The sequence below is a fragment of the Achromobacter sp. NCFB-sbj8-Ac1-l genome, from assembly GCF_052695805.1.
In genome coordinates, this window is record NZ_CP199812.1 from 5,548,639 (window position 1) to 5,573,861 (window position 25,223).

The following is a 25,223-nucleotide window of genomic DNA, read 5'->3' on the forward strand; positions in this document are numbered from 1 at the left end:
AAGCGGTTGCGTGGAGCTTGACTGCAAAATTTCGTGGTTATTATACTTTGGGCAGGTTGTACGATAACGTACCAGATACGTCCTCTCCACCGCGCCATCCACCGAGTGTTGCGCCATGAGCCAAGTTGTCGACCGCATGCCCGCTTCTCCGCGTTGCCATCGCCTGCTATTGACCGGCGCGGCCGGCAACCTGGGCAAGGTACTGCGGCCACGCTTGAAAGCCCATGCCGACGTGCTGCGGGTTTCCGACGTGGCAGCGATGGCGCCCGCCGGCCCCGGCGAAGAAGTCATGCCCTGCAACCTGGCCGACGCCGCCGCCGTGTCCGAACTGGTGCGCGGCGCCGACGCCATTGTGCACCTGGGCGGCGTGTCCGTGGAACGTTCTTTCGAGGAAATCCTGCCGGCCAACATCCAGGGCGTGTACCACGTGTACGAAGCCGCCCGCGTCCATGGCGTGCGGCGCGTGGTGTTCGCCAGTTCCAACCACGTGATCGGCTTCTACGAACAAGGCGTGCAACTCGATGCCGACGTGCCGCTGCGCCCCGACGGCTACTACGGCCTGAGCAAGGCCTACGGCGAAAACCTGTCGCGCTTCTACTACGATCGCTACGGCATCGAGACGGTCTGCCTGCGCATCGGCTCGTCGTTTCCCGAGCCCAAGGATCGCCGCATGATGGTCACCTGGCTCAGCTATGACGACCTGACCGACCTGGTGGTGCGATCCCTGTTCACGCCGGGCGTCGGCCACCTGATCGCCTACGGCGCGTCGGCCAACCGAGACAGCTGGTGGGACAATGCCCGCGCCGCCGCGCTGGGTTTCGCGCCCAAGGACTCGTCCGAAACCTTCCGTGCCCAGGTCGAGGCGCAGCCGCCCTTGCCCGCCGACGACCCGGCCGCCCGCTACCAGGGCGGCGCCTTCGTCAAGGCCGGCCCCTTCCCCTTTCCGCCCCGCTGATTCCCGCCCCCGCCATGGCGACCTCCGCTGAACGCATCGGCACCCAGCTCTGCGGCGTGGGCGAAAGCCCGGTCTGGCGCGCCGCCGAGCAATCCTTCTATTGGACCGACATCCCTGGCCGTGCACTCTGGCGCTGGACGCCGGCCAACGGCGCGATCGACCACTGGGCGCTGCCGCAGATGGCCGGCTGCATCGCGCCGCGCGGCGACGGCTGGCTGCTGGCCATGGAAGACGGGCTGTACGCCTGCGGGCCGCTGGTCGCGGGGCAGGCTTGCCTGCCGCAGTCGCTGGTCTGCGTGCAGCATGGGGCGCCCGGCATGCGCTTCAACGACGGCCGCTGTGACCGCCAGGGCCGCTTCTGGGCCGGCACCATGGTCATGGACATGAGCCTGGCCAGCCATGCCGGCCGCCTGTACCGGCATGACGGCGGCGACGCGCTGCATGCCGTGATCGACAACCTGATCGTGCCCAACGGCCTGGCATTCAGCCCCGACGGCCGCACCCTGTACCTGTCGGATTCGCATCCGGCACGGCAGGTGGTCTGGGCCTACGACTACGACACCGACACCGGCGTGCCGAGCAACCGCCGCGTGTTCATCCCGAAGCTGCCCGCCGGCCGCCCCGACGGCGCGGCCGTGGACGCCGACGGCGGCTACTGGATCTGCGGCAACGAAGCGGGCCGCATCTACCGCTACACACCGGACGGCCGGCTGGACCGCAGCGTCGACGTGCCCGCCCCGCGAGTCGCGATGTGCGCCTTCGGCGGGCCGGACCTGGATGTGCTGTTCGTCACGTCCATCCGCCCCGCGGACGCGGCCCCCGGCTCCCTGGCCGGCGCCGTCTTTGCCCTGCGCCCCGGCGCGCGGGGGCTGGAGGAAACCGCAAGCGCCGGCTAGCACCCGACCGCGGCGCAAGCCTTGCGCCCACGCATGAGTAGTAGGCAGGTCCGACACATCAAAGAGCTTCGGGGCCCCACGGGCCCTCAACGAAACGCCGTACTCCCTACCGGAGGTAGACATGCTTGCCCCGACCCTGACCCGCGCCCTCCTGGCCGCGGCTGCCTTGCTGACGCTGATTCCCGCGACCCATGCCGCCGAGCTGCGCTCCGCGGATATCCATCCCGACGATTACCCCACCGTGCAAGCCGTGCGCCAGTTCGGCGAACAGGTCAAGCAGCGCACCAACGGCCGCATCACCGTCAAGGTGTATGCCGGCGCCGCGCTGGGCAACGAAGACGATTCGATCGAACAAGTGAAGATGGGTGCGCTGGCCATGGCGCGCGTCTCCAGCGCCGCCATGCACAACATCTGCCAGACCACGCGGGTGCCGTCGCTGCCGTTCCTGTTCCGCTCCAAAGAGCACTTGCACAAGGTGCTGGACAGCGACATTGGCGAGCAGATCCTGCGTTCGTGCGAGTCGGCCGGCTTCGTGGGCCTGGCCTGGTATGACAGCGGCTCGCGTTCGATGTACACGCGCAACAAGCCGATCAAGACGCTGGCCGACGCCAAGGGCCTGAAGATCCGGGTGCAGCAGTCGGACCTGTCGGTGGCCATGGTGGAAGCGATGGGCGGCAACGCCACGCCGATGCCGATGGGCGAGGTCTACACCTCGCTCAAGACGGGGCTGGTGGACGCGGCCGAGAACAACTACCCCAGCTACGAGAGCGCGCACCACTACGAAGTGGCCAAGTACTACGCCATGACCGACCACACCATGACGCCCGAGATACTCATCTTCTCGAAGCGGCAGTGGGACAAGCTGTCGGCCGACGACCAGAAGATCCTGCGCGAGGCTGCACGCGAATCGGTGCCCTACATGCGCAAGTTGTGGGACGAGCGCGAACAGAAGTCCCGCGCCGTGGTCGAGAAGGCCGGTTCGCAGATCGTCGAGGTAGACAAGGCCTCGTTCCAGGCGGCGATGAAGCCGGTCTATGACCGCTACGTCACCACCCCCGACATGAAAGACCTGGTCGCCAGGATCCAGGCCGTCCAGTAAGGGAACATCATGTTGGCTACCTCCACGAATGAACCGGATGTCGCGGCGGGGGGCCGGGCGCATGCCCTGGCTGCCCCGCTGGACGCCTACTCCCGCGGCTGCGCCAAGCTGGCGCGCCTGTGCATGTGGACCAGCGTGTTCGGGCTGGTCTGCCTGATCGTCGCCGTATCGCTGCAGATCTTCGGCCGCCATGTGCTCAACAGCACGCCCACCTGGGCCGAAAGCCTGGCCTTGCTGCTGGTGCTGTACGTCACCATGCTGGGCGCGGCGGTAGGCGTGCGCGATGCCGGCCACATCGGCTTCGAGTCGCTGGTGGACGCGCTGCCCGCGGCCGGCCAGCGTCGCCTGAAGATATTCATCCATCTGCTGGTGCTGCTGTTCGGCGTGCTGATGGCCTGGAACTGCGCCCTGCTCGCCGAATCCGTCTGGCTCTACAAGATTCCCAACCTGGGCATCTCCAATGGCTGGAAATACATTCCCGCAGCCCTGTCCGGCACGTTGATCGCGCTCTTTTCCATCGAGCACGTCATCGCCCTGCTGCGCAACCAGAAGGTGGTACCGGCATGGCGCTGACCCTACTCTCGTTCACCTTCATGGGCTTCCTGGTGATCGGCGTGCCGGTGGCCTTCGCCATCGGCCTGTCGTCCATCACGGCCATCATGTACGAAGACCTGCCGCTGGCGGTCGCCTTCCAGCAGATGACCTCGGGCATGAACGCGTTTTCGTTCCTGGCCATCCCGTTCTTCATCTTTACCGGCGAGCTGATGCTGTACGGCGGCATCGCCGACCGCATCGTGGCCTTCGCCAAATCGCTGGTGGGGCACGTACGCGGCGGCCTGGGCATGTCCAACGTGGTGGCCTGCACGCTGTTCGGCGGCGTGTCGGGTTCGCCCGTGGCGGACGTGTCGGCGATGGGTTCGGTGATGATCCCGATGATGAAGCGCGAGGGCTATCACGCCGACTACGCCGTCAACGTCACGACCCACGCGGCGCTGGTCGGCGCGCTGATGCCCACCAGCCATAACATCATCATCTACACGCTGGCCGCGGGCGGCAAGGTGTCCATCGCCGCCCTGATCGCCGCGGGCGTCGTGCCCGCGCTGATCCTGACGCTGTGCAACCTGGCGGCGGCCTATTTCGTGGCGCGCAGCCGCGGCTACCCGGCAGGCACGTTTCCCGGCTGGGTCATCGTCGCGCGCTCGCTGGTGGCGGCGGCGCCGGGGCTGTTCGTGGTGGTGCTGATCATCGCCGGCATCCTGAGCGGCGTCTTCACCGCAACCGAATCGGCCGCGGTGGCGGTGCTGTACGCCTTGGCGCTGACCATCTTCGTCTATCGCTCGCTGACCTGGGACCAGTTCGTGCGCGCCGCCAGCAAGGCGGTCAAGACGACCGGCGTGGTGCTGCTGCTGATCGGCATTTCTGCCACCTTCGGCTACCTGATCAGCTTCTATGGCGTGGCCGAGAAGACCGGCGAACTGATGGCGTCGGTGTCCACCAGCCCCTGGGCCATCTTCCTGATGGTCAACGTCATCCTGTTCGTGCTCGGGACCTTCCTGGACATGGCCGCGACCATCCTGATCTGCACGCCGATCTTCCTGCCGATCTGCATGCAGTACGGCATGGGCCCGGTGCAGTTCGGCATGGTGATGCTGCTCAATTGCGCACTGGGGCTGAACACACCGCCGGTGGGCACGACGCAGTTCGTGGGCTGCGCCATCGGCGGCGTCTCGGTGGGCACGGTGATGCGAACGATCTGGCCGTTCTACGGCGCGCTCTTGGCGGCCCTGGCGCTGGTGACCTACGTGCCGGCGTTCTCGCTATGGCTGCCCGGCGTGCTGCTCAACTGAACCGTTGGAAGCGGGGACGCGCCGCTGGCGTTCCGTCCCCGCAGCACCGGCCAGAAGAACAGCGCCGCGAGCAGCCACATCAAGGCCGCGGACCAAAGCGTCTGGCTCAGGAAGTGCGCCCCTTGAAGGATGCGTACGGCGGAAAACGCCACACCGGCCACCACGCCCGCTGCCAACCCCCACCACCGCCAGCCCGGCCGCCCGGCCGCCCAACCGGCGAAATACAGGGTCAGCATGGAATAACCGGCGCCGGCATGCCCGCTGGGCAGGGCGCCCCCCGCCTTGCTCCGGTCCCAGGTCCACCAGGACAAGGGATACGGCGTGTAGCCGCCCAGGGTGTCCAGGTCATAGGGACGCGGCAACGTGGTGTAGTGCTTGAGCTGGTTGACCGCCAACTGTCCGACCAGGCAGGTCAAGGCCACGGCCAGCGCCGCACCGCGCAACGGACGCCAGGCCGGGATGCGGTAGCTGGCGGCGGCAACCGCCACGGCGCCCAGGGCGATGCCGATGGGCAGGGTGAGGACCATGCGATGCCCCACCAGTTCGAGCCAGCGGTTGGTATGCAATGGGAAATCATCCAGCGCGGGGCTGAACAACGCCCGTCCGATCGCCAGGTCTAGGCCTGACGCGTTTGCCCACCACGCCAGGCAGGCGAGCATCAGCGTCACGCCAAGGACATGCGTGAAGAAATAGGAAGCAGACGTCGGCCTGGCAGACGCAGGCAGGGATAACGGTGGCATGAAGGGCACGGGGCGGCGGCGGTCGGCCGAAGCGGACAGCTTAGGCTCGGAATAGTCGAAAATTCGTCAAATTCGCTCACGCACTGCCATCCCGCTCGTGCGTGCCCCCTGAGCCACCCGCTCAAGCCGCTGCGCCGGCCGTATCCAGCCGCAGCGTAAAGCGCGTGCCGCGATTGTCGCCTTCGCGGGAGGAATCGACTGTCAGCGTCCAGCCCTGCATGTCGCAAACCCGCTTGGCGATCGCCAGCCCCAGACCGCGGGCGGTTTCGTCCCGCCCGGCCATACCTGAATCGCGCATCCGGCCGCTGTAGTAGCGACGGAACAAGAACGGCAGATCGTCCGCCGCAATCCCTTTGCCGTCGTCTCGGAGCAAAAGGGTACCGTCGGCCTCGAGGCTGGCGGTCAGGGTGGCCGGCGCGGCGTGTTCGACCGCATTGCGCACCAGGTTGCGCAGTACGGTCAGCAGGGCATAGCGGTCCAGGATGCGGATGTGGTCCGCCGCGATGCGATTGTCGAACCGCAGACCGGCCATTTCCGCCTGCGTTTCATAGCCGCGCCACGCGTCCAGCATGCACTCGGCCAGATCGACCGGTTCCGGGGGCCGCAGCTGGTCGCGGGCCATGGCGCGCGCGCTCTCCAGGCAGACGATGACGTCATCGACGTTATCCACCACGCGCGTCAACCGCTGGCGCTGATCCGGGGTCAGTTCCTGCGTCAACAGCATCAGTTCGCTGTCGGACCGGATGGCCGCCAGCGGGGTCCGGACCTCGTGGCTGAGATTGCCGGCAAATTCGCGCTCGCGCGCAATCGATCGGTCGACCTGGTTCTGCACCCGGTTGAAGGCCTCGATCAGCCGGCCCGCCTCGTCGTCACGGGTCACCGCCAGGTCGGGCGCCCCCGGCGCCCAGGTCGACAAGCGGTCAGTCAGGTCAAGCAGCGGCCCGACCGCCACCGCGGCCACCCTGCGTGACAAGGCATAGGCGCCCACCACGCAAATCGCTCCGACACCCAGCACGATCAATCCGAAATCATGCACCCGCTCTTCGTTGTCGGTCGCGTCGTACAGCAGATAAACCTTGCCGGTGCCGGTTTCAGCCACCATCACATGCCAGGTGTAGGCGCCGGGCTCGATCAGGTGCAGGCCGTTGTCCAGCCCGCGGATCTCTTCGGGCATGCCGACGGCCGGCTCGCCGTCGACGCTGAGCCAGGCCCGCATGGACCCGCCCAGTTCGCGGGCGCCGCGGCGCGGCAGGAACTGGTCGCTGGTGCGTGCGTGCTGCACCAGGCGGTCCATTTCGGTGTTGAGGATGTCGTTGACCAGGTCGTCTTCCATCTGGTCGAACGTCAGGTAGGCCAGCAACGCCAGGGCGGTGACGAACAACGCCACGGTGCCTGTCAACGCCCACACCACGCGTTGGGTCAGGGTCCCCGCCCCTGTCGAGGGCCGATTCATGCGGCCGCTCCGCTGGCCACCAGCCGCCAGCCCGTGCCGTGCAGGGTTTCGATGCCGTCAAAGCCGGCGTCGGCCAGCGCACGGCGCAGCAGGTGCACCTGGCTGCGCAAGGCGTCGGAAGACGGCGGTTCGCTGCCCCACAGTTGCGCTTCCAGCTCTTCCCGCGACACCACCCTGCCCGGATCGCGCAAGAGCGCTTCAAGAATGATGGTTGCCTTGCGCGTCAGGTGCACCGGCTTGCCTGCGATGGACACCATGCGGCTGCGCGTGTCGTACTGCAGGTCGCCAAACACCCGCACCGTGTCCACCGTGGAACCCTTGGCGCGCTGGATCAGCGCCAGCAGGCGGGCTTCGACCTCCAGCAGCGCGAACGGTTTGGTCAGGTAGTCGTCGGCACCATGGGAAAAGCCGGCCAGCTTGTCTTCGAGGCTGTCGCGCGCGGTCAGCACCAGCACCGGCAGCGCAAGGCGCTTCTCGTTGCGCAGCGCGTGCAGCACCGCGTTGCCGTCCATGCCCGGCAGGCCGATATCCAGGATCATCGCGTCGAATCGCTGCTCTTCCAGGCGCTTGAGCGCGGCCGGGCCGCTGTAGGCCACGTCCGGCAGAAACTTGCGCGCTTCCAGGAAGGTGTACAGGTTGCCGGCGATGATGTGATCGTCTTCGACGATCAGGATCCGTTGATTCTCACCCGCTGCGGGACTGGCCGCCATCGTTGCATTCCCCATGGAAAGAAAGGTTGAGCGCCCCGCGTCAGGCCTGCAGCACCTTGCCGGGATTCATCAGGCCTTGCGGGTCGAGCGCGCGCTTGATGCGGCGCATCAGCGCCAGTTCGACCGGACTCTTGTAGCGCGGCAGTTCGTCGCGCTTGAGTTGGCCGACGCCATGTTCGGCGCTGATCGAGCCGGCGTGGGCATGCACGCTGTCGTGCACCACGCCGTAGATGTCGCTTTGCAGCGCCAGCAGTTCAGCTTCGGTCTGGCCCGGCGCATTGGCCACGTTGTAATGCAGGTTGCCGTCGCCCAGATGGCCGAAGATCACGTGCCGCACGCCCGGAAAGCGCGCCTGCAGCAAGGCGTTGGTCTGGTGTACGAACCCGGCGATGGCAGAGATGGGAATGGACACGTCATGCTTGACGGACTTGCCCAGCTCGGCCTCGGCCAGCGGGATGCTTTCGCGCAGGTGCCAGAGCGCCTTGCTCTGCGCCACGTTGGCGGCGATGGCGGCGTCATTCACCAGGCCGACCTCGATGGCCTCGCCCAGCACGGTCTCGAAGCGCTCGCGCGCGTGGGTCTCGCTTTCACTGTCGGACAGTTCCAGCAGCGCGAACCAGGGCGAGGCGGCGGATTCTCCTTCAAAGGGCAGGCGCTGCTGCGGAAACAGCCGCACCACGGCCTGCAGGCAGTGGCCGCTCATCAGCTCAAAGCCGGTCAATGCGGCACCGAAGCCGGCGCGGGCGCGGGACAGCAATTCCACCGCGTTGTCGATGCTGTCCAGGGTCAGCAGCGCCGTGCACGAGGCCACCGGCCGGGGGAACAGCTTCAGCGTGGCGGCCGTGATGATGCCCAGCGTGCCTTCGCTGCCGATGTACAGGTCGCGCAGGTCGTAGCCGGTGTTGTCCTTGCGCAGGCCACGCAGGCCGTCCCAGATCTCGCCTTCGGCGGTCACGACTTCCAGCCCCAGGGTCAGGTCGCGTGTGTTGCCGTAGCGCAGCACCTGCGTGCCGCCGGCGTTGGTCGCCAGGTTGCCGCCGATGGTGCAGCTGCCTTCGGCCGCCAGGCTCAGCGGGAACAGGCGGCCCGCGTTGGCCGCGGCCTCCTGCACCGCCTGGAGGATGCAGCCGGCTTCGACGGTGATCGTGTCATTGTCGGTATCCAGCGCGCGCACCCGGGTCAGGCGGGCGGTGGACAGCACCACGGCGTTGCCGGAATCGTCGGGCGTGGCGCCCCCGCACAGGCCGGTATTGCCGCCCTGCGGCACCACCGGCACGCCGTGGCGCGCGCACAATTTGATGGCGTCTGCCACTTCCTGGGTGGAGCCCGGGCGGATCACCGCCAAGGCCGCACCGCGGTAGCGCCGACGCCAGTCCAGCACGTAGGAATCGGCATCCGCGCCGGTCAGCACATGGGACTCGCCCAGGAGGGACTGCAAATCGCTCAGCAAATTCATACGCGCCGCACAGGAAATCGCGCCGGGCTGCGCCCGGACGCTGTTCAAGGGAGATGCGGCCTATTGTAGAGGCAGCGGCGCCTCGGGCGCCCGTCCGGCCTGACCGACCGCCTGATCCAGTCGGGTGCCCGTCAGGCCCGTGCAGTAGGCCCGCGACGCGATGCGATTCATCAGGAAGGCCCTGTCCACCCCGGCGGGGCCAGGCATTTCGGACAGCGCGCGGTAAGCGCGCCGCAGGGCTTCGCCGCGCGTGGCTCCGCACACCAGCAGGCGGGTGCAGGGTTTGCGGCGCTCGGCGCAGCCGTCGATGCGCACTTCCAGCGCATGCGCGGCAACGGGTTCGAAATCGGCCACCGCCGCCCCCGAGCGCGGTTGCGATTCGGCGCAGATCACGCGAAAGACCCCGCTGCGGTCGTCCAGCGAAAAGGCCACGGTGCCCATGCCTTTCCAGGCACGATCGCGCGCGACGCTGGCCGCAATGGCACGCAGCGCGCGTTCGATGGAGGCCGGCAGGTGCGGCGCCGGACATTCGGCGATCAGCACCCGGGCATCGCGCCAGACGCAACGCTCCCAGGCCCGGCCGGTCGCCAGGTCGCCCTCGGGCGATACGAATACGTGGATGTCGAGCCGGCGCTCACGCCCGGCGGCAGGGCCGGCGAAGTCCGTGGGCGGGCCCCGCCTGCGTCTGGCGCCGCCCGATGACATGACTGTGGATACTTTGGCTCCCATGGCCCCTCCGGTCTTTCCACTTGCATGACAAGCGTATCACCTTCGGATGACGAGCAAGTTCCATGCCATTGCCTGCCCCCCGCGCGAATACGGGATCGACGTGTGCCGCCGATGCACCGCAACAAGGCGTCACAGGGGGCTCGCGCACCAAACTGGCGCGGGCGGCGGTCGCGGCACAAGCCCCTTCACGCCCTACATCCCTCGCCGGATGCCACGCTCGCCCCAATGGGGGATAATTCCCGTTTGCGCCCCGTTTTGCCGGTTCTACGGCCTAGGGGTTTCCCCGCGCAATCGCTACTCAAGGAACCGTCGTGGCCGACAACACGCAATTTCCCGCCTCGGTATTCAAGGCCTATGACATCCGCGGCACCGTCCCGGACCTGATCGACGCCCGCTTCGCCCGTTCGCTGGGCGTGGCGCTGGCCGCCCTTGCGCAGGCCCAGGGCATCCAGACGCTGGTGGTGGGCCGCGATGGCCGCCTGAGCAGCGAAATGCTGTCGCAAGCGTTGCAGGAAGGCATGCTGGAAGGCGGTGTCGACACCCTGGACATCGGCCAGGTACCCACGCCGCTGGTGTATTTCGCTGCGAACACCATGCAGACCGGCTCGGGCGTTGCCATCACCGGCAGCCATAATCCGCCCAAATACAACGGCTTCAAGATGATGATGGGCGGTCGCGCCCTGTATGGCGAAGACGTGCAGGCCCTGGCCCGCGTCATGAATGGCGCCCCTGCTGCCCCGGCGGCACGGCCGGGCGTGCGCCGCGAACTGGACCTGGTGGCCTCCTACATCGCCCGGGTGGCGTCCGGCGTGAAGCTGGCGCGCCCCATGAAAATCGCGATCGACTGCGGCAATGGCGTGGCCGGGGCCATTGCGCCGCAGCTGTTCCGCGCGCTGGGCTGCGAGGTCACCGAGCTGTTCTGCGAAGTCGACGGCACCTTCCCCAACCATCATCCCGATCCGGCCGAACCCAAGAACCTGCAAGACCTGATCCACTGCCTGGCCACCACCGATTGCGAGCTGGGGCTGGCGTTCGACGGCGACGGCGACCGCCTCGGCGTGGTGACCAAATCGGGACAGATCATCTGGCCCGACCGGCAACTGGTGCTGTTCGCCCGCGACGTGCTGGACCGCAACCCCGGCGCCACCATCATCTATGACGTCAAATGCAGCCGACACGTCGGCCTGTCGGTGCAGGCCGCAGGCGGTGAACCACTGATGTGGAAAACCGGCCACTCGCTGGTCAAGGCCAAGCTGGCCGAAACGGGCGCCCCCCTGGCCGGCGAAATGAGCGGCCACATCTTCTTCAAGGAACGCTGGTACGGCTTTGACGACGGTCTCTACACCGGCGCCCGCCTGCTGGAGATCGTGTCCCGCTTCGCCGATGCCGGCGCGCCGCTGGAAGCGTTGCCGCAAGACATTTCCACGCCCGAACTGAAGCTGGAAATGGAAGAGGGCCAGCCCTTCACGCTGGTGCAGGCGCTGCAAGAGCAGGGCCAGTTCCCGGACGCCGTGCGCGTCGTGACCATCGACGGGGTGCGGGCCGAATACGCAGACGGCTTCGGCCTGGCGCGTCCCTCCAACACCACGCCCGTCGTGGTGCTGCGCTTCGAGGCGCAGACGGCCGAGGCGCTGGCCCGCATCCAGGGTGATTTCCGCCGCGAACTGGCCAAACTTGCCCCCGACGCCACGCTGCCTTTCTAGATTCCCATGTCCTTGCCCAACAGCCCCGCCTGGCAGCGTTTCACCGCCGCGGCAAAAACCGCCAACCTGGACGGCGAGCAACTGCGACTGATCAACGCTCCTGGCCTGCGCCTGGACCTGAGCGCACAAGCGCACTCGCCCGAGCTGCAAGGGGCCGCGGCCGATCTGCTGGCGCAGCAAGGCTTCGAGGCCGCACGCGCCCGACTGTTCGACGGCGGCAACGCCAACTGGACCGAACAGCGCCCCGCCTGGCATACCGCGCTGCGCGCCTCGCAGCCGCCTGCCCTGGTCGCCAGCGCGGTGCTGGCCGAGCGCGAACGCGTGCGCCAGTTCGTGCAGCAGGCCGACTCCGCCAAGCGCTACAGCTGCGTGCTGCACCTGGGCATCGGCGGCAGCGACTGGGGCCCCCGCCTGGTGACGCGGGCCCTGCGCTACGGCGCCGCACGCCGCGAAGTGCGCTTCGCCTCCAACGTCGATTCGCACTCCGTCGCCGACGCCATGAGCCGGCTCGATCCGCACAACACGCTGGTCATCGTCGCCTCCAAGTCCTTCACCACCACCGAACCGCTGGCCAACGCCGAGGTCGCCATGAACTGGCTGCGCGATGCCGGCGTGGCCGACCCGATCAAGCAGGTGGTGGCCATTACCGCCAACGTCGAAGCGGCGCTCAACCTGGGCATTTCGCCCGACCACATCTTCCAGATCTGGGACTGGGTGGGCGGCCGGTATTCGCTCTGGTCCGCCATCGGCCTGCCCGTGGCGCTGGCCCTGGGCAACGATGCCTTCGACCAATTGCTGGCCGGGGCTGCGGCCATGGACGACCACTTCCGTCACGCGCCCTTTGCCGAGAACGCGCCCCTGCAACTGGCGCTGGCCGGCGTCGTCAACCGCAGCGTGCTGGGCTACGACTCGCTGGTCATCTCGCCCTACGATTCCCGGCTGTACCACATCGTGCCCTGGGCGCAGCAGCTCGAAATGGAATCCCTGGGCAAGGTCGCCACGGCCGATGGCAGCCCGGCGGGCGTCCCGACCGGGCCGGCGGTGTGGGGCATGTCGGGCACCGATTGCCAGCACACGTTCTTCCAATGGCTGCACCAGGAATCGACGGGCGCCCCCGTCGATTTCATCCTGTGCGAGCAGCCTGACCACGACTATGCGCGCCACCACGAACTGCTGATCGCCAACTGCCTGGCCCAGCGCGCGGCGCTGCTGCGCGGCAAATCGTTCGATGATGCGCTGGCCGAAACCTCGCTGACCGAAAAAGATCCCGCCAAGGCCCGGGTGCTGGCGCAGCACAAGGTGCATCCCGGCGGCCGCCCGTCTTCGTTGATCGTGCTGCCGCGCCTGGAAGCCTATGCGCTGGGCGCGCTGCTGGCGCTGTACGAGCACAAGGTCTTCACACAGGGCGTGATCTGGGGCATCAATCCCTTCGATCAATGGGGCGTGGAGTTCGGCAAGGCGCTGGCCAAGAACATCATCCGCGAGCTGGACGCGCCCGCTTCGCAGGCCGCCCCCCAGGACCCCTCCACGCGATTCTGGATCGACGCGATCTCGCGCCGCGGCTGACGCCCCCCCTATGGACAGGGCTGGATGACGGGCCAATAATGGCCCGTCATCCATTCCGGAGCGCCCCATGCATCCGCTAGCCCGTCGCACCACCCGGCTTCTCGCCTTCCTGGCGCTGACCGCCGCCGCAGTCAGTGCCCAGGCGCAAACCACCCCGGGCATGGTCGCCGCCGCCAATCCGCTGGCCGCGGCCGCGGGCCTGGATGCCCTGAAGCGCGGCGGCAGCGTCGTCGATGCAGCCATCGCGGTGCAGATGGTGCTGACCGTCGTCGAGCCCCAATCGTCAGGCCTGGGCGGCGGCTCGCTCATGCTGGTATGGGACCAGGGCAACGCCACCCTGTCGGCGCTGGACGGCCTGGCCGCCGCGCCGGCACGGACCACCGCCAGCCTGCGCACCGACGTCAACGGCGAAACCCTGCCCCTGAAAGACGTGGCGCGCTATGGTCGCCCGGTAGGCGTGCCTGGCACCGTGCGTGTCATGGCACTGGCGCACCAGCGCTACGGCAAGCTGCCCTGGGCCAGCCTGTTCCAGGCGGGCATCCACAGCGCCGAAGACGGCTTCCCGATGTCGCCCTATCTGCACGACAGCCTGCAACGCCTGCCGCAACTGGCCGAGAACCCCGCCATTCGGAGCGTGTTCTACGACTCCCAAGGGCAGTTGCTGCCGGTCGGTGCCACGGTGCGCAACCCGCTGCTGGCCGATGCGCTGCGCAAGGTAGCCGCCGACCCCGAAGCCATCAACCAGGGCGCCCTCACCGCCGATATCCTGGCCGTAACCCGCGCCGGCAAGTATCCCAGCCTGATCCAGGCCCAGGACCTGGCCGCGTATCGTCCGGCCGAACGCTCGCCGATCTGCGGCCCCTTCCTGTCCTGGAAGGTCTGCACCTTTCCGCCCCCCAGCTTCGGCGGCGTCTCTGTCTTGCAGCAACTGGGCATGCTGTCGCAACGCCGCATCGACAGGTTGGCCCCCGGCTCGGCCGCGGCCGACCATCTTCTGATCGATACGGCCCGTATCGCGCGCGCCGACCGGCTGGCCTATATCGGCGACCCCGACCAGGTCCAGGCACCGGTGCGCCAGTTGATCTCGCCCGCCTACGTCGAGCAGCGCACCGCTTTGCTGTCCGGCAAGGCAGCCGTGCACCCGCGCCCCGGCGTGTTCGCGGGCGTGCCGGCGCCGGCCGGCGCCGAGGCCCCTGGCACCACCGAGACCAGCCAGGTCGCCATCGTCGATGCGCATGGCAACGCCTTGTCCATGACCACCACCATCAACCTGAACTTCGGTTCCTGGCTGATGCCGCATGGCTTCTTCCTGAACAACGCCCTGACCAACTTCTCGTCGGCCCATGGCAAGGATGCGCCCAATGCCATGGCGCCCAACAAACGGCCGGTCACGTCGATGGCGCCCACCATGGTGTTCGATCACGACGGCAAGCTGGTGCTGGTGACGGGATCCGCCGGCGGCGGCTACATCGTCGACTACATCGCGCAGGCCGTGGTGGGCACGCTGGCTTGGGGCCTGCGCCCGGCCGATGCGCTGGCGCTGCCGCACGTCGCGGGCAACACCGGCCGCAGCCAGGTCGAAAAAGACCGTGTGCCACTCGAAACGGCCGCGCAGTTGGCGGCGCAAGGCCACAAGGTCGAACAGGTCGAAATGAAAAGCGGCGCCGCCGCGATTCGCGTGACGCCGCAAGGGCTGGATGGCGCGGCAGACCCGCGCCGCGATGGCGCCGCGCTGGGCGGCTAGAACCCAGGCCTGGCGGCGCCCAACCGCGCCGCAAGCGGGCCGGCGAGTGCGCTACGCGCTCAGCGTGTCGTACAGGTCCACGTGGATTCGGGCAACGCGCTCGATGTTGAACTCGCGCTCGGCCAAGGCCCTGCCGGCCGCGCCCATGGCCTGCCGCAACGCCGGATCGCCGGCCAGGCGGGCAATGGCATCCGCCAGCGCCTGCGGGTCGCGCACCGGCACCAGCAAGCCCGTCTTGTCGGGGTCGATCGCATCGCGGCAACCCGGCACATCGGTCGTCACCACGGCACGGCCGCACGCGGCCGCTTCGATCAGCGATTTGGGCAAACCCTCGCGATACGAGGGCAACACGGCGATGTGCGAAGCCGCATACAACTGCGGCACATCCGAACGCTCGCCCAGGGCCTGGACGCACCCTTCACGCTGCCAGGCGTCCACCTCGGCCTGCGTGGCCGAAGCGGGATTGCCCGCGTCCACGCCGCCCACCAGCCGCATGGTCACCGGCACGCCGCGCTCGCGCAGCAGCCGGGCGGCCTGCACGAATTCCTGTACACCCTTGTCGCGCAGCAGACGCGCCACCATGGTCGCCACCACCGGCGGCGCGGCCGGTTCGGGCTGCGCCCGGTAGTCGTCCAGGTCCACCCCCGCGCCGCGGATCAGCACCACCTGTTCGTCACGCACCGCGCCCAGCGACTTGAGCATGTCGCGATCGCTGGCGTTCTGGAAGATGACGCGGCTGTTGGGGTGCCCCAGCGCAATGCGGTACAGCCGCGCCACCACGACGCGCACCAGCCGCATCTTCAGCGAGTTGGACAGGAACACGAAGCCCAGCCCGGAAATTGCCGCCACCATGCCCGGCACCCGGGCCAGGCGCGCGGCGATGCCGCCGTAAAGCACCGGCTTGATCGTCACCAGGTGCACCACCTGCGGCCGCAGGCGGCGGAACAGGCGTAGAAGCGCCAGCAGCGTGCCCAGCTCCTGCAGCGGATGCTTGCCGCTGCGCGTCATGGGAATGGCGTGGTGCGTCATGCCCAGCGCCTGGATATCCGCTACCGCAGGGCCGTCCATCGTGGCGACGTGCACGTCGTAGCCCGCGCGCTGGGCGGCCAGCGCCAGCGGCACGCGGTGCGACATGAAGAACGCGGGGTTGTTGACGACGAACAGCAGACGGCGGGCGGCGCTCATGCCGTTTCTCCGGAAATGCGGCGCCAGACCGCGATGTAACTTTGCACCATCCGCGCCAGGTCGAAGTTTTCCAGCACCCGGGCGCGCCCAGCCTCGCCTGCGCGTCCCTGGCCACGTGACGCCACTTCACGCAGGCCGGTTTCGATGCCGCGCGCCAGCGCCTCGGGCTGCTCGGGCGGCACCACCACGCCAGTCTCGCCGATGATGTAGGCAGCATCGCCCACGTCCGTCGCCACGCAATAGACACCGCAGGCCATCGCCTCGGCCACCACGTTGGGAAAGCCTTCGGCGCAGCTGGACAACACATGCAGGTCCAGCCCGTTCATCACCGCAGGCACGTCGTCACTGGGGCCGGCCAGCACCAGCCGGTCGCGCAGGTTCAGTTTGTCGACCAGCGCCATCAAGTCCGGGTTGTCCGCAGTCATGCCGCGCCCTACCAGCACGCAGCGCAGGCCGGCATCGCGGCCGTCACGCACCAGCGCGGCCACCGCGCGCAGCAGGTTGGCATGGTCTTTGAGCGGGTCCCAGCGGGCCACGCAGCCAATCACCGGCACGTCGCCGGCCAGGCCCCATTGGGCCCGCACGCGTTCGCGCGCGGCCAGGTCCGGCGCGTAGCGCGACAGGTCGTAGCCGTTGGAGATCACCACCATGCGGTCGCGCCGGTAGCCCTTGGCGGCATGGCGTTCGGCGGCATTCTGCGCGGCGCAGACAATCGCCCTGGGCAAAACGCCGGACAAGGCCGCGCACGCACGCAGCACCATGCGCGCCGAGCGGCTGCTGCGCTCAAGATGGGCGCCCGAATTGCGAATGCCCCAGGCGATCGCGCGCACGCCAGCCAGACGGGCCGCCATGCCGCCGATCAGGTCGGCGTGGTACATCCAGGTCTGCACGGCGTGCGGCTTGGCCTGCGCGATCACACGGCGCAGCGCCATGAAACCGCCCAGGCTGACGCGGCCGCGAGCCATGCCAAGCGCGTGGACGGCAACCCCCGCGGCGCGCAAGCGCGCACCGTAGATGCCCTCGTCGGTGAGCGACACCACCACGTGTTCGACGGCCGGGTCCGGATAGGTGGCCAGGCGCCACAGCACGGATTCGGCGCCGCCCTGCCCCAGGCCGGTAATGACGTGCACGACACGCAATGCGGCCTGGCTCATCGCCCTTCCCTGACGGCTTCGAACAGTTCATCCCATTCCGACAGCACGCTGGCCAGCGCATAGCGCTGGCGCACGGCGGCCGCGGCGCGCGCCCCCATCTGCTGGCGCAGCGCGATGTCGCCCAGCAGGCGCCGCAGCGCCTCGCGCAGCGCGTCGCGGTCGCCAGCGGGCACCAGCAGCGCGTCCTGGCCGTCGCGCGTCATTTCGCGCGGGCCGCTCGGGCAATCGAATGCGGCGCAGGGCAGGCCCAGCGCCATGGATTCCAGCAGCACATTCGGAAACCCTTCCACCAGCGAACTCAGCACGAAGGCCTGGCCACGTGCCAATTCGTCCCATGGCGTTTCGGTTCGGCCGGGCAGCGCGACCCGCGATTGCAGGCCCAGCCGTGCCACCTGTTGTTCGAGCGCGCCGCGCTCGGGGCCTTCGCCCCAGATGCGCAGGTTCCAGTCCGGAAAATCGGGCGCCAGCTGCGCGAACACATCGATCAGGAGGTCGAACTGCTTGTCGGTCACCAGCCGACCCATCGCCAATAGCGTGCGCGGCGAACCGTCATCGCTCTGCGTCACCAGCGGCGCATCCAGCAGCGGCGCGGGCAGCGGGTTGGGAATCACGGCCAGGCGCTTGATGCCCGGCACCTGGCGCGAAAACGGGCCGGCCGTGTCGGCCGCCTGCACCGTGACCATGTCGGCACGCGGATACAGCAGGCGGCGCAGCCGACGCCACACCGTGCCGGTGGTGGTCTCGGCCACCGGGTTGGTGCGCTCGCAGACGATGAGCGGCGCGCGCAATCCGCGCGTCGCCAGGATGGCGGCGACATTGACGTTGGTCAGGAACGACACCACCACATCCGGCGCGGTATCGCGGATGTGCCGGCGCAGCGCCAACAGGCGCCGCAGCGCGGCCAGCGGCCCCGACACCCGGGTACCCGCCAGGTCTGCCAGCCATTCCAGCTTGACCTTTTCCGACAGGGGATAGAAGCAGGTTCCCTTGGACGAGTAGGTCGGCGTCAGGGTGACATCGTCTCCGCGTTCGGACCAGGCGTTGACCAGCGTGGCGGCCACGCGCTCGGCGCCCCCGGCGTGCATGGAACTGACCAGCATCAATATCTTCATTCGTCAGCGACTCCCAAACGTTCCTCCTTGCTCACCGCCTGCGCGGTAGCGGTCCAACCAGGCCTGCATCATCAGCACGCCCCAAAGATGGCTATCCCAATTGCGATGGCCGGACACATGCTCGCGCCACTTGCGCAGAATGGGCTCCGGCTCGAACCAGCCTTCCTGGCGCAGGCGCGCCGGGTCCAGCAAGGCCTCGGCCCAGTCGCGCAGCGGACCACGCAACCAGGCGGCCAGCGGCACCGCGAAACCGCGCTTGGGCCGGTCCACCAGCGCCTGCGGCACGTGGCGGTACAACACCTGGCGCAGCAGCCACTTGCCGGTGGCGCCGCGCACCTTGTACTGGTGCGGCAGGCTCCAGGCGAATTCATAGACACGGTGGTCGATCAGCGGCACGCGCGTCTCGAGGCTGACCGCCATGGCGGCGCGGTCCACCTTGACCAGGATGTCGTCCGGCAGGTAGGTCACCGTGTCGAGCTTCATCATGGATTCGAAGATCGAGCCGCGCATCTCCTGCGCGAACTCGGAGACCGGCTCGACGCCGCCCTTGACCACGCGGGCCGGGTCGGACCAGTACGACACGAACAAACGATAGAAATCGCCGCGCGTATCGGCGCGCAACAGCTCGCCCAGCTTGCCGACCTTGCCGCGCCAGGCGCCACGGCCTGGCAGATGGATGGACGCGCTGAGCAGCGCGCCGGCAGGCGTGCGCAGCAGGGACGGAACCCGCTCGAATTTCTGCCACCAGTTGTTGACGCGGAAATAGCGCGAATAGCCGCCGAACAGTTCATCGCCCCCGTCGCCCGACAGGGCCACGGTGACATGCTGGCGCGCCATGCGCGTCACCAGCGAGGTGGGAATCTGCGACGAATCGGCGAAGGGTTCGTCGTACATGTCGGCCAGACCCGGCACCACGGCCAGCGCGTCGTCGGCGGTGACGTACAGTTCGGTGTGGTCGGTGCCCAGATGCATGGCCACCGCCTTGGCGTGTTGCGCCTCGTCGTAGCCCTTTTCATGGAAGCCGATGGCAAAGGTGCGCACCGGCTGCGAGCTCTGCGCCTGCATCAGCGACACGATGGTCGATGAGTCGATGCCACCCGACAGGAACGCGCCCAGGCTGACGTCGGACAGCATCTGGCCACCCACGGCCTTGGACAGCACACTTTCCAGCGCGTCGGTGGCTTCGGCATCGGAACCGAACGACAGGCGCGATTGCGCCGCGGCGTCCGCGGCTTCGCGCGCCGACCAGTACACGTGCGGCTCCGGCATGCGGCGGCTGCGGGTGTCGTCAGCAGTGAATTCGATCCAGGTGCCCGGGGGCAGCTTGGCAATGCCTTCGTAGATGGATTGCGGCGCCGGAATGTAGTTGTGGCGCATGAACGAGGCCAACGCATTGCGGTTCAGGTTGCGGCCGAATCCCGGGATCGGCATCAGCCCCTTGAGCTCCGAGGCGAACACCAGTTCCGCGCCGGAATACCCGTAGTACAGCGGCTTTTCGCCCATGCGGTCGCGCGCCAGCATCAGCTTGCGCGAGGCGCGGTCCCACAGCGCGATGGCGAACATGCCTACCGAGGCCTGCAGGGTGGCCTCGATGCCCAGCGCGGTGAAGCCCGCCAGCAGCGTCTCGGTATCCGAATGGCCTCGCCAGGCCGGCGCCAGGCCGGACTGTTCCAGCTGCTGGCGCATATCCATATGGTTGTAGATCTCGCCGTTGAACACCATGACGTAGCGGCCGCAGGCGGACACCATCGGCTGGTGACCGGCTTCGGTCAGGTCCTGGATTGCCAGGCGCACGTGCGCCAGCGCCAGCTCGGCGCCGGTGTCTTCCCAGAAGCCGTTGCTGTCCGGTCCGCGGTGACGGATGCGGCGGCAGCTTTCCGCCAGCACTTGCGCCTTATCGCCCAGGGGGCCCCAAATTCCGACAATTCCACACATGATCTAGGTTCTCGTGGTCACCGCAGCAACGGCGTGACGCGCGGCCTATCGGCCCGGTGCGCGCACGCCGTCAAAAAGTTCTTCCCAAAGGCCCAGCACCCGCTCGGCCGAAAACCGCTCGCGCACCGCCGTGGCCGCCTGGGCCATGCGCTGGCGGCCGGTTTCGTCGGACATCACCGCATCGAGTGCGCGGCACAGCGCATCCACATCGCCGTTGGGCCGCACCAGCACGCCATCGACGCCGTCACGCACGATCTCGCGCGGGCCGGTATCGCAATCGAATGCCACCGCGGCCAGACCGCTGGCCATGGATTCCAGCAGCGTATTGGACAGCCCTTCGAAACGCGAGGTCAGCACATACAGATCGGCGCTTTGATACCAGTCGCCCACGTTGCCCGCCCGGCCGGGCAAGCTGACGCGGTCTTGCAGGCCGGCGCCTTGCACCTGCGCCTCCAGCGCGCGGCGTTCGTCGCCTTCGCCCAGGATAACCAGATCCCAGTCCGGATGCGACGGCGCCAGCCGGGCATAGGCCTGCACCAGCAGGTCGAATCCCTTGTCTGCGTGCAGCCGGCCCACGGCCAACAAACGCTTGCGGCCGTCACCCGTTTGCGGCGTCAGCATCGGCATGCCCTTGGGCAGGGGCCAATGCACCGGATTGGGGATGACGGCCAGCCGCGACCCCGGCACATGCTGCGCCAGCCAGTCGGCAGTGCCGCGTGTCAGGGCCACGACACGCGCGGCCCGAGGATACGTGAACCGGCGCAGTCGCTGCCAGAAACCGGACATCGCTTGCGAGGGGGGATGGGTGTGTTCGGTGGCGATGACCCGCGTGGACAGCCCGGTCGAGGCCAGCACGGACAGGACCGACGCCGTCGTCATCATGCCCAGCACGATATCGGGGCGAAACGCCTTGATCACCCGGCGCAGCGCGCGCACCCGCTGCACATTGCTCAAGATGCCGCGCAGGCCCCCGCCCTCGCCCACCGTATGCAGCACTTCGCGCCGCACCTTGGGATGCAGGGTGTAGACGTCGCCGTCGGCGCTGGCCTGCGTCACCACCATCACCTCGCGGCCCATGCCGGCCCAGTGCGCGCTCAGGTCGGCGGCCACGCGTTCGGCGCCGCCGCCATGCAGTGAATGGATGAACAGCAGCACGCGTTGCGTGCGGGCGGAGTCGGCTACGGGCATTCAGTCGGCCTCTTGGGGTTCAACGCGGCGCAGGGCCACCACCAGGTAGCAGGCATAGGACAGCAAATACATCAGGCTGGTCGCCAGCATGATGCCGGCCGCGCCCATCCTGGGCGCCAGCACCATGTTCAGTCCTGCCTTCAGCGCAAAATTGCCCACCGCGATGGCGGACATGATGCGATAGCGGTTCTGGCTGGCCAGCAACTGCACCAGGATCAGCACGCCAAAATAGAACGGCAGCTGCAAAAGGCCCCAGCGCAGCACGTGCGCCACGGCCTCGGTATTCTCGGCAGTGAACGCACCGCGCTGGAACAGCACCGATACGCCCCACGGCGCCAGCAGCCAACCCACGGCCACGGCCGCCGCGCCGGCCAGCACCATCAGCATCGACCATTTCAGTGCCATGGCGCGCGCACGCGCCGTATCGCCCCGTGCCTGCACGTCGGCCAGCACCGGCAAGGCCGCACGCCCCACCGATACCGCGCCGATGCCCAGCACCAGCGACAGCAGACGGCTGGCGTAGCCCAAGGTGGCGTTGGCATTGGCGCCCAGGTTGGCCGCGGCGTATTGGTCCAGCGGCCCCACGAAGCTCATGGCCACCTGGCCGATCAGCATCACGCCCGCGGCGCTCATCAGTTCGGGCCAGTGCGGCGAGCGCAACGTCAGCCGGGGCGAACCCCAGAAACCGCCGTCGGCCCGCGCGGCCAGCCAGGCCAGCCACACCGTCTGGATCGCATAGCCCACCAGCGTGCCCCACAGCAGCGGCCCGACGCCGTCGGCGCTGGCCGCCAGCATCACCCACGCCAGCGTGGCCACGGCAGGCACGCTGTCGAGCAAGGTATTGACGTGGCGTTCATGCGACCGCAACCGCGCGGCGCTGATGCCGGCCACCAGCAACAGGGCCGACACGGGCGCGAACGCCACCAGCAGATCGCCGGTCATGCCGCCCACCCGCGCGGACAGGCCCTGCCCCAAGCTGCTCAGCACATGCGGCCAGGCGAACCAGGTCAACAGCGCCAGCGCAATGCCGGCCGCCGCCACCCAGCCCTGCAGCTCCCGGATGAATTGGTCCCGCTCGGCGTCGTCGGCGCGGCGCAGACGCACCAGCACCGGGATCAGCACCACCGACAGCACGCCCACGATCGTGACCGGCAGCCAGGTGGCCATGGTCATCGTGAATTGATAGGCGTCGACGGCGTCGCTGACGCCGTAGCGGTACGCCACCGCCATTTCCTTGATGGCGCCGGCGGCCTTGCCCAACAGCAGGAACACCGCCACCCGGAACGCGCCTTTGAAGATGCGCTGGTGGTCCGGGTGGATGGTGCCGAGTTTTCGGATGAGTGCTTTCAAATCAACGCAGGAATTGCGTGTACCAGGGCATTGCCACTTCCAGGCCCTGCAGCACGGTGTGCGTGGGCTGGTAACCCAGCAGGCGGCTGCCCTTGCTGACGTCAGCCTGCGAATGGCGCACGTCGCCGGCGCGGAAGTCGCCGTAGACCGGCTTCTTGCCGTAGGCGACGTCCTGCTTGCCCAGCGCCTGCACCAGGAATCCGAACAGGTCGTTCAGGGTGCTGCGGCCGCTGACGGCCACGTTGTAGACCTGGTTGCGGGCCTCGGGCGGCGCCATGGCGGCCAGGATGTTGGCCTGCACCGCGTTGTCCACGAAGCAGAAGTCGCGGCTGGTCTCGCCATCGCCGTTGATGGTGACGTCGTCGCCCTTGATCATGGCGGCGGTCCATTTCGGGATCACGGCAGCGTAGGCGCCGTCCGGGTCCTGGCGCTTGCCGAACACATTGAAGTAGCGCAGTCCCACCGTCTCGAAGCCATACGAGCGCGCAAACACGCTGGCGTACAGTTCGTTGACGTACTTGGTGACGGCGTAGGGCGACAGCGGATTGCCGATGTTCTCTTCGACCTTGGGCAAGGCCGGGTGGTCGCCGTAGGTGGAGCTGGACGCGGCATAGACGAAGGATTTCACTTCGGCGTCGCGCGCGGCGACCAGCATGTTCAGGAAGCCGCCGATGTTCACCTCGTTGGTGGTGATCGGGTCTTTCAGCGAACGCGGCACCGAACCCAGGGCCGCCTGGTGCAGCACGAAGTCCACGCCCGCGGTGGCGCGGCGGCAGGCTTCCAGGTCGCGAATGTCGCCTTCGATGAAGCTGAAGCGGCGCCATTGCTCGGGCGTGACGGTGTCGCGCACCTCATCCAGGTTGCGCTGGTGGCCGGTGGCGAAGTTGTCCAGGCCGACCACGGTCTGGCCCAGCTTGAGCAGCGTTTCCAGCAGGTTCGAGCCGATGAAGCCGGCGCAGCCGGTCACCAGCCATTTGCGCGGCGTGGCGGAAAGTTCACGGGTAACGGTTTCGTAGCGGGTCGTCATGGCCGTATCCCCTTACAGACGCAGATCGGATTCGGCGGGCGACAGCACGTACTTCAGGTCGTACAGGATGTGCTCGGCCTTGCCCAGCTTGCGGATGCCTTCGGCGCCCAGGGCCTTGAACTGATTGTGCGCGACTGCCAGGATCACGGCGTCGTACTTGCCCTCTTCGGGCTTGGCGACCGGCGTGATGCCGTATTCGTGCACCGCTTCTTCGGCCTCGACCCACGGGTCGTACACGTCCACGTCGACGTTGTAGTCGCCCAGTTCCTTGACGATGTCCACGATGCGCGTGTTGCGCAGGTCGGGGCAGTTTTCCTTGAAGGTCAGGCCCATCACCAGCACGCGCGCGCCCTGCACGTGGATGCGGCGCTTGGTCATGGCTTTGACCAGCTGCGACACCACGTAGCCGCCCATCGAGTCGTTCAGGCGGCGGCCCGCCAGGATGATTTCGGGGTGGTAGCCGATGGACTGCGCCTTGTGCGTCAGGTAGTACGGATCCACGCCGATGCAGTGGCCGCCCACCAGGCCCGGACGGAACGGCAGGAAGTTCCACTTGGTGCCGGCGGCCTGCAGCACGGCTTCGGTGTCGATGCCCATCTTGTTGAAGATCAGGGCCAGTTCGTTGATCAGCGCGATGTTGACGTCGCGCTGGGTGTTCTCGATCACCTTGGCGGCCTCGGCCACGCGGATGCTGGAGGCCTTGTGCGTGCCGGCCGTGATGATCTGCTTGTACAGCTGGTCCACCAGTTCGGCGACTTCCGGAGTCGAGCCCGAGGTGACCTTCTTGATGGTGCTGACGCGGTGTTCCTTGTCGCCCGGGTTGATGCGCTCGGGGCTGTAGCCGGCGTAGAAGTCGACATTGAACTTCAGGCCCGACACGCGCTCCAGCACCGGCACGCAGTCTTCTTCGGTAGCGCCGGGGTAGACGGTCGATTCGTAGATGACGATGTCGCCACGCTTGAGCACGGCGCCGATGGTCTCGCTGGCTTTCACCAGCGGGGTCAGGTCCGGTTGCTTGTATTCGTCGATCGGAGTGGGCACGGTGACGATGAACACGTTGGCCTGGCCCAGCTCGGCGCGGTCGGCGGTGTAGCTCAGCTGGCTGGCTTCGGCCAGCTCGGCATCGCTGACTTCCAGCGTGTGGTCGTGGCCAGCCTTCAGGGCGTCGATCCGGCGGGTGTTGATGTCAAAGCCGATGACCGAGCGCTTCTTGCCGAATTCGACCGCCAGCGGCAGGCCGACATAACCCAGGCCGACAACCGCGAGTTTCACATCCTGAATACGCAACATAACTCTCCCTTCACCGTAAAACGATTACGGCATTTTAAATATGGTCGGGGTAATGGATAACCGGGCCCCCGGCGGATATCGCCG

The 25,223-nt window shown here is 67.8% G+C and carries 21 protein-coding genes; 8 read left to right on the forward strand and 13 right to left on the reverse strand.

Annotation, left to right across the window (positions count from 1 at the left end):
• Positions 1–115 precede the first annotated feature (115 nt).
• The 5 genes from ACUDP5_RS25500 (at position 116) to ACUDP5_RS25520 (ending at position 4,797) form a co-directional block, all read left to right on the forward strand.
• Positions 116–955 (forward strand): NAD-dependent epimerase/dehydratase family protein, encoded by an 840-nt coding sequence (locus ACUDP5_RS25500; protein ID WP_445657524.1) that lies wholly within the window; start codon positions 116–118, stop codon positions 953–955.
• Between the two features lie 14 nt (positions 956–969).
• Entirely contained in the window at positions 970–1,851 is an 882-nt protein-coding gene (locus tag ACUDP5_RS25505) for an SMP-30/gluconolactonase/LRE family protein (protein ID WP_445657525.1), read from the forward strand.
• A 121-nt stretch (positions 1,852–1,972) separates the two neighbouring features.
• Complete coding sequence (locus ACUDP5_RS25510; protein ID WP_263909648.1) at positions 1,973–2,950, forward strand: TRAP transporter substrate-binding protein; 978 nt, start codon at positions 1,973–1,975, stop codon at positions 2,948–2,950.
• Positions 2,951–2,959: 9 nt separating this feature from the next.
• Complete coding sequence (locus ACUDP5_RS25515) at positions 2,960–3,523, forward strand: TRAP transporter small permease (protein ID WP_263909647.1); 564 nt, start codon at positions 2,960–2,962, stop codon at positions 3,521–3,523.
• A complete protein-coding gene (locus tag ACUDP5_RS25520) occupies positions 3,514–4,797 on the forward strand; it encodes a TRAP transporter large permease (protein ID WP_445657526.1) in 1,284 nt (427 codons plus the stop codon). The genes ACUDP5_RS25515 and ACUDP5_RS25520 overlap by 10 nt, the downstream gene beginning before the upstream one ends.
• Here the strand turns inward: ACUDP5_RS25520 and ACUDP5_RS25525 are convergent.
• The 5 genes from ACUDP5_RS25525 to ACUDP5_RS25545 all read right to left on the reverse strand — a co-directional run bounded on the left by ACUDP5_RS25525 (position 4,749) and on the right by ACUDP5_RS25545 (position 9,885).
• Positions 4,749–5,465, reverse strand: a complete 717-nt coding sequence (locus ACUDP5_RS25525) for a phosphatase PAP2 family protein (protein WP_263909643.1) — start codon at positions 5,463–5,465, stop codon at positions 4,749–4,751. The genes ACUDP5_RS25520 and ACUDP5_RS25525 overlap by 49 nt on opposite strands.
• A gap of 193 nt (positions 5,466–5,658) precedes the next feature.
• Entirely contained in the window at positions 5,659–6,990 is a 1,332-nt protein-coding gene (locus ACUDP5_RS25530; protein WP_263909642.1) for a sensor histidine kinase, read from the reverse strand.
• Positions 6,987–7,700: a response regulator transcription factor gene (locus ACUDP5_RS25535; protein ID WP_445657527.1), complete on the reverse strand. Its 714-nt coding sequence runs from the start codon at positions 7,698–7,700 to the stop codon at positions 6,987–6,989. The genes ACUDP5_RS25530 and ACUDP5_RS25535 overlap by 4 nt, the downstream gene beginning before the upstream one ends.
• A gap of 40 nt (positions 7,701–7,740) precedes the next feature.
• On the reverse strand, positions 7,741–9,156 hold the full coding sequence (locus tag ACUDP5_RS25540; protein WP_445657528.1) for an FAD-binding oxidoreductase: 1,416 nt from the start codon (positions 9,154–9,156) through the stop codon (positions 7,741–7,743).
• Between the two features lie 60 nt (positions 9,157–9,216).
• Positions 9,217–9,885, reverse strand: coding sequence for a BPTD_3102 family carboxylase-like protein (locus tag ACUDP5_RS25545; protein WP_263909636.1), 669 nt, complete (start codon positions 9,883–9,885; stop codon positions 9,217–9,219).
• 311 nt (positions 9,886–10,196) lie between these two features.
• Between ACUDP5_RS25545 and ACUDP5_RS25550 the strand changes: the two genes are divergently transcribed.
• The 3 genes from ACUDP5_RS25550 (at position 10,197) to ACUDP5_RS25560 (ending at position 14,898) form a co-directional block, all read left to right on the forward strand.
• Positions 10,197–11,588, forward strand: a complete 1,392-nt coding sequence (locus ACUDP5_RS25550; protein ID WP_263909633.1) for a phosphomannomutase/phosphoglucomutase — start codon at positions 10,197–10,199, stop codon at positions 11,586–11,588.
• Positions 11,589–13,154, forward strand: coding sequence for a glucose-6-phosphate isomerase (pgi, locus tag ACUDP5_RS25555; RefSeq protein WP_445659216.1), 1,566 nt, complete (start codon positions 11,589–11,591; stop codon positions 13,152–13,154). It begins immediately after the preceding gene.
• A gap of 67 nt (positions 13,155–13,221) precedes the next feature.
• A complete protein-coding gene (locus ACUDP5_RS25560; protein WP_445657529.1) occupies positions 13,222–14,898 on the forward strand; it encodes a gamma-glutamyltransferase family protein in 1,677 nt (558 codons plus the stop codon).
• 51 nt (positions 14,899–14,949) lie between these two features.
• On the opposite strand, the gene ACUDP5_RS25565 is transcribed toward ACUDP5_RS25560, so the two are convergent.
• Genes ACUDP5_RS25565 through tviB form a run of 8 tightly spaced genes read right to left on the reverse strand, consistent with a single transcriptional unit; the run spans position 14,950 to position 25,139 of the window.
• Positions 14,950–16,083 (reverse strand): glycosyltransferase family 4 protein, encoded by a 1,134-nt coding sequence (locus tag ACUDP5_RS25565; protein ID WP_445657530.1) that lies wholly within the window; start codon positions 16,081–16,083, stop codon positions 14,950–14,952.
• On the reverse strand, positions 16,080–17,237 hold the full coding sequence (locus ACUDP5_RS25570; RefSeq protein WP_445657531.1) for a glycosyltransferase family 4 protein: 1,158 nt from the start codon (positions 17,235–17,237) through the stop codon (positions 16,080–16,082). The genes ACUDP5_RS25565 and ACUDP5_RS25570 overlap by 4 nt, the downstream gene beginning before the upstream one ends.
• Positions 17,234–18,349, reverse strand: a complete 1,116-nt coding sequence (locus ACUDP5_RS25575) for a glycosyltransferase family 4 protein (RefSeq protein WP_263909625.1) — start codon at positions 18,347–18,349, stop codon at positions 17,234–17,236. The genes ACUDP5_RS25570 and ACUDP5_RS25575 overlap by 4 nt, the downstream gene beginning before the upstream one ends.
• Positions 18,350–18,352: 3 nt before the next feature.
• Complete coding sequence (gene asnB / locus ACUDP5_RS25580; protein ID WP_445657532.1) at positions 18,353–20,284, reverse strand: asparagine synthase (glutamine-hydrolyzing); 1,932 nt, start codon at positions 20,282–20,284, stop codon at positions 18,353–18,355.
• A gap of 45 nt (positions 20,285–20,329) precedes the next feature.
• Positions 20,330–21,472, reverse strand: coding sequence for a glycosyltransferase family 4 protein (locus tag ACUDP5_RS25585; RefSeq protein ID WP_445657533.1), 1,143 nt, complete (start codon positions 21,470–21,472; stop codon positions 20,330–20,332).
• Complete coding sequence (gene murJ / locus ACUDP5_RS25590; RefSeq protein ID WP_445657534.1) at positions 21,473–22,822, reverse strand: murein biosynthesis integral membrane protein MurJ; 1,350 nt, start codon at positions 22,820–22,822, stop codon at positions 21,473–21,475.
• Between the two features lies 1 nt (position 22,823).
• Complete coding sequence (locus tag ACUDP5_RS25595; RefSeq protein ID WP_263909618.1) at positions 22,824–23,849, reverse strand: SDR family oxidoreductase; 1,026 nt, start codon at positions 23,847–23,849, stop codon at positions 22,824–22,826.
• 12 nt (positions 23,850–23,861) lie between these two features.
• Positions 23,862–25,139 (reverse strand): Vi polysaccharide biosynthesis UDP-N-acetylglucosamine C-6 dehydrogenase TviB, encoded by a 1,278-nt coding sequence (gene tviB, locus ACUDP5_RS25600; protein WP_263909616.1) that lies wholly within the window; start codon positions 25,137–25,139, stop codon positions 23,862–23,864.
• Between the last annotated feature and the right edge of the window lie 84 nt (positions 25,140–25,223).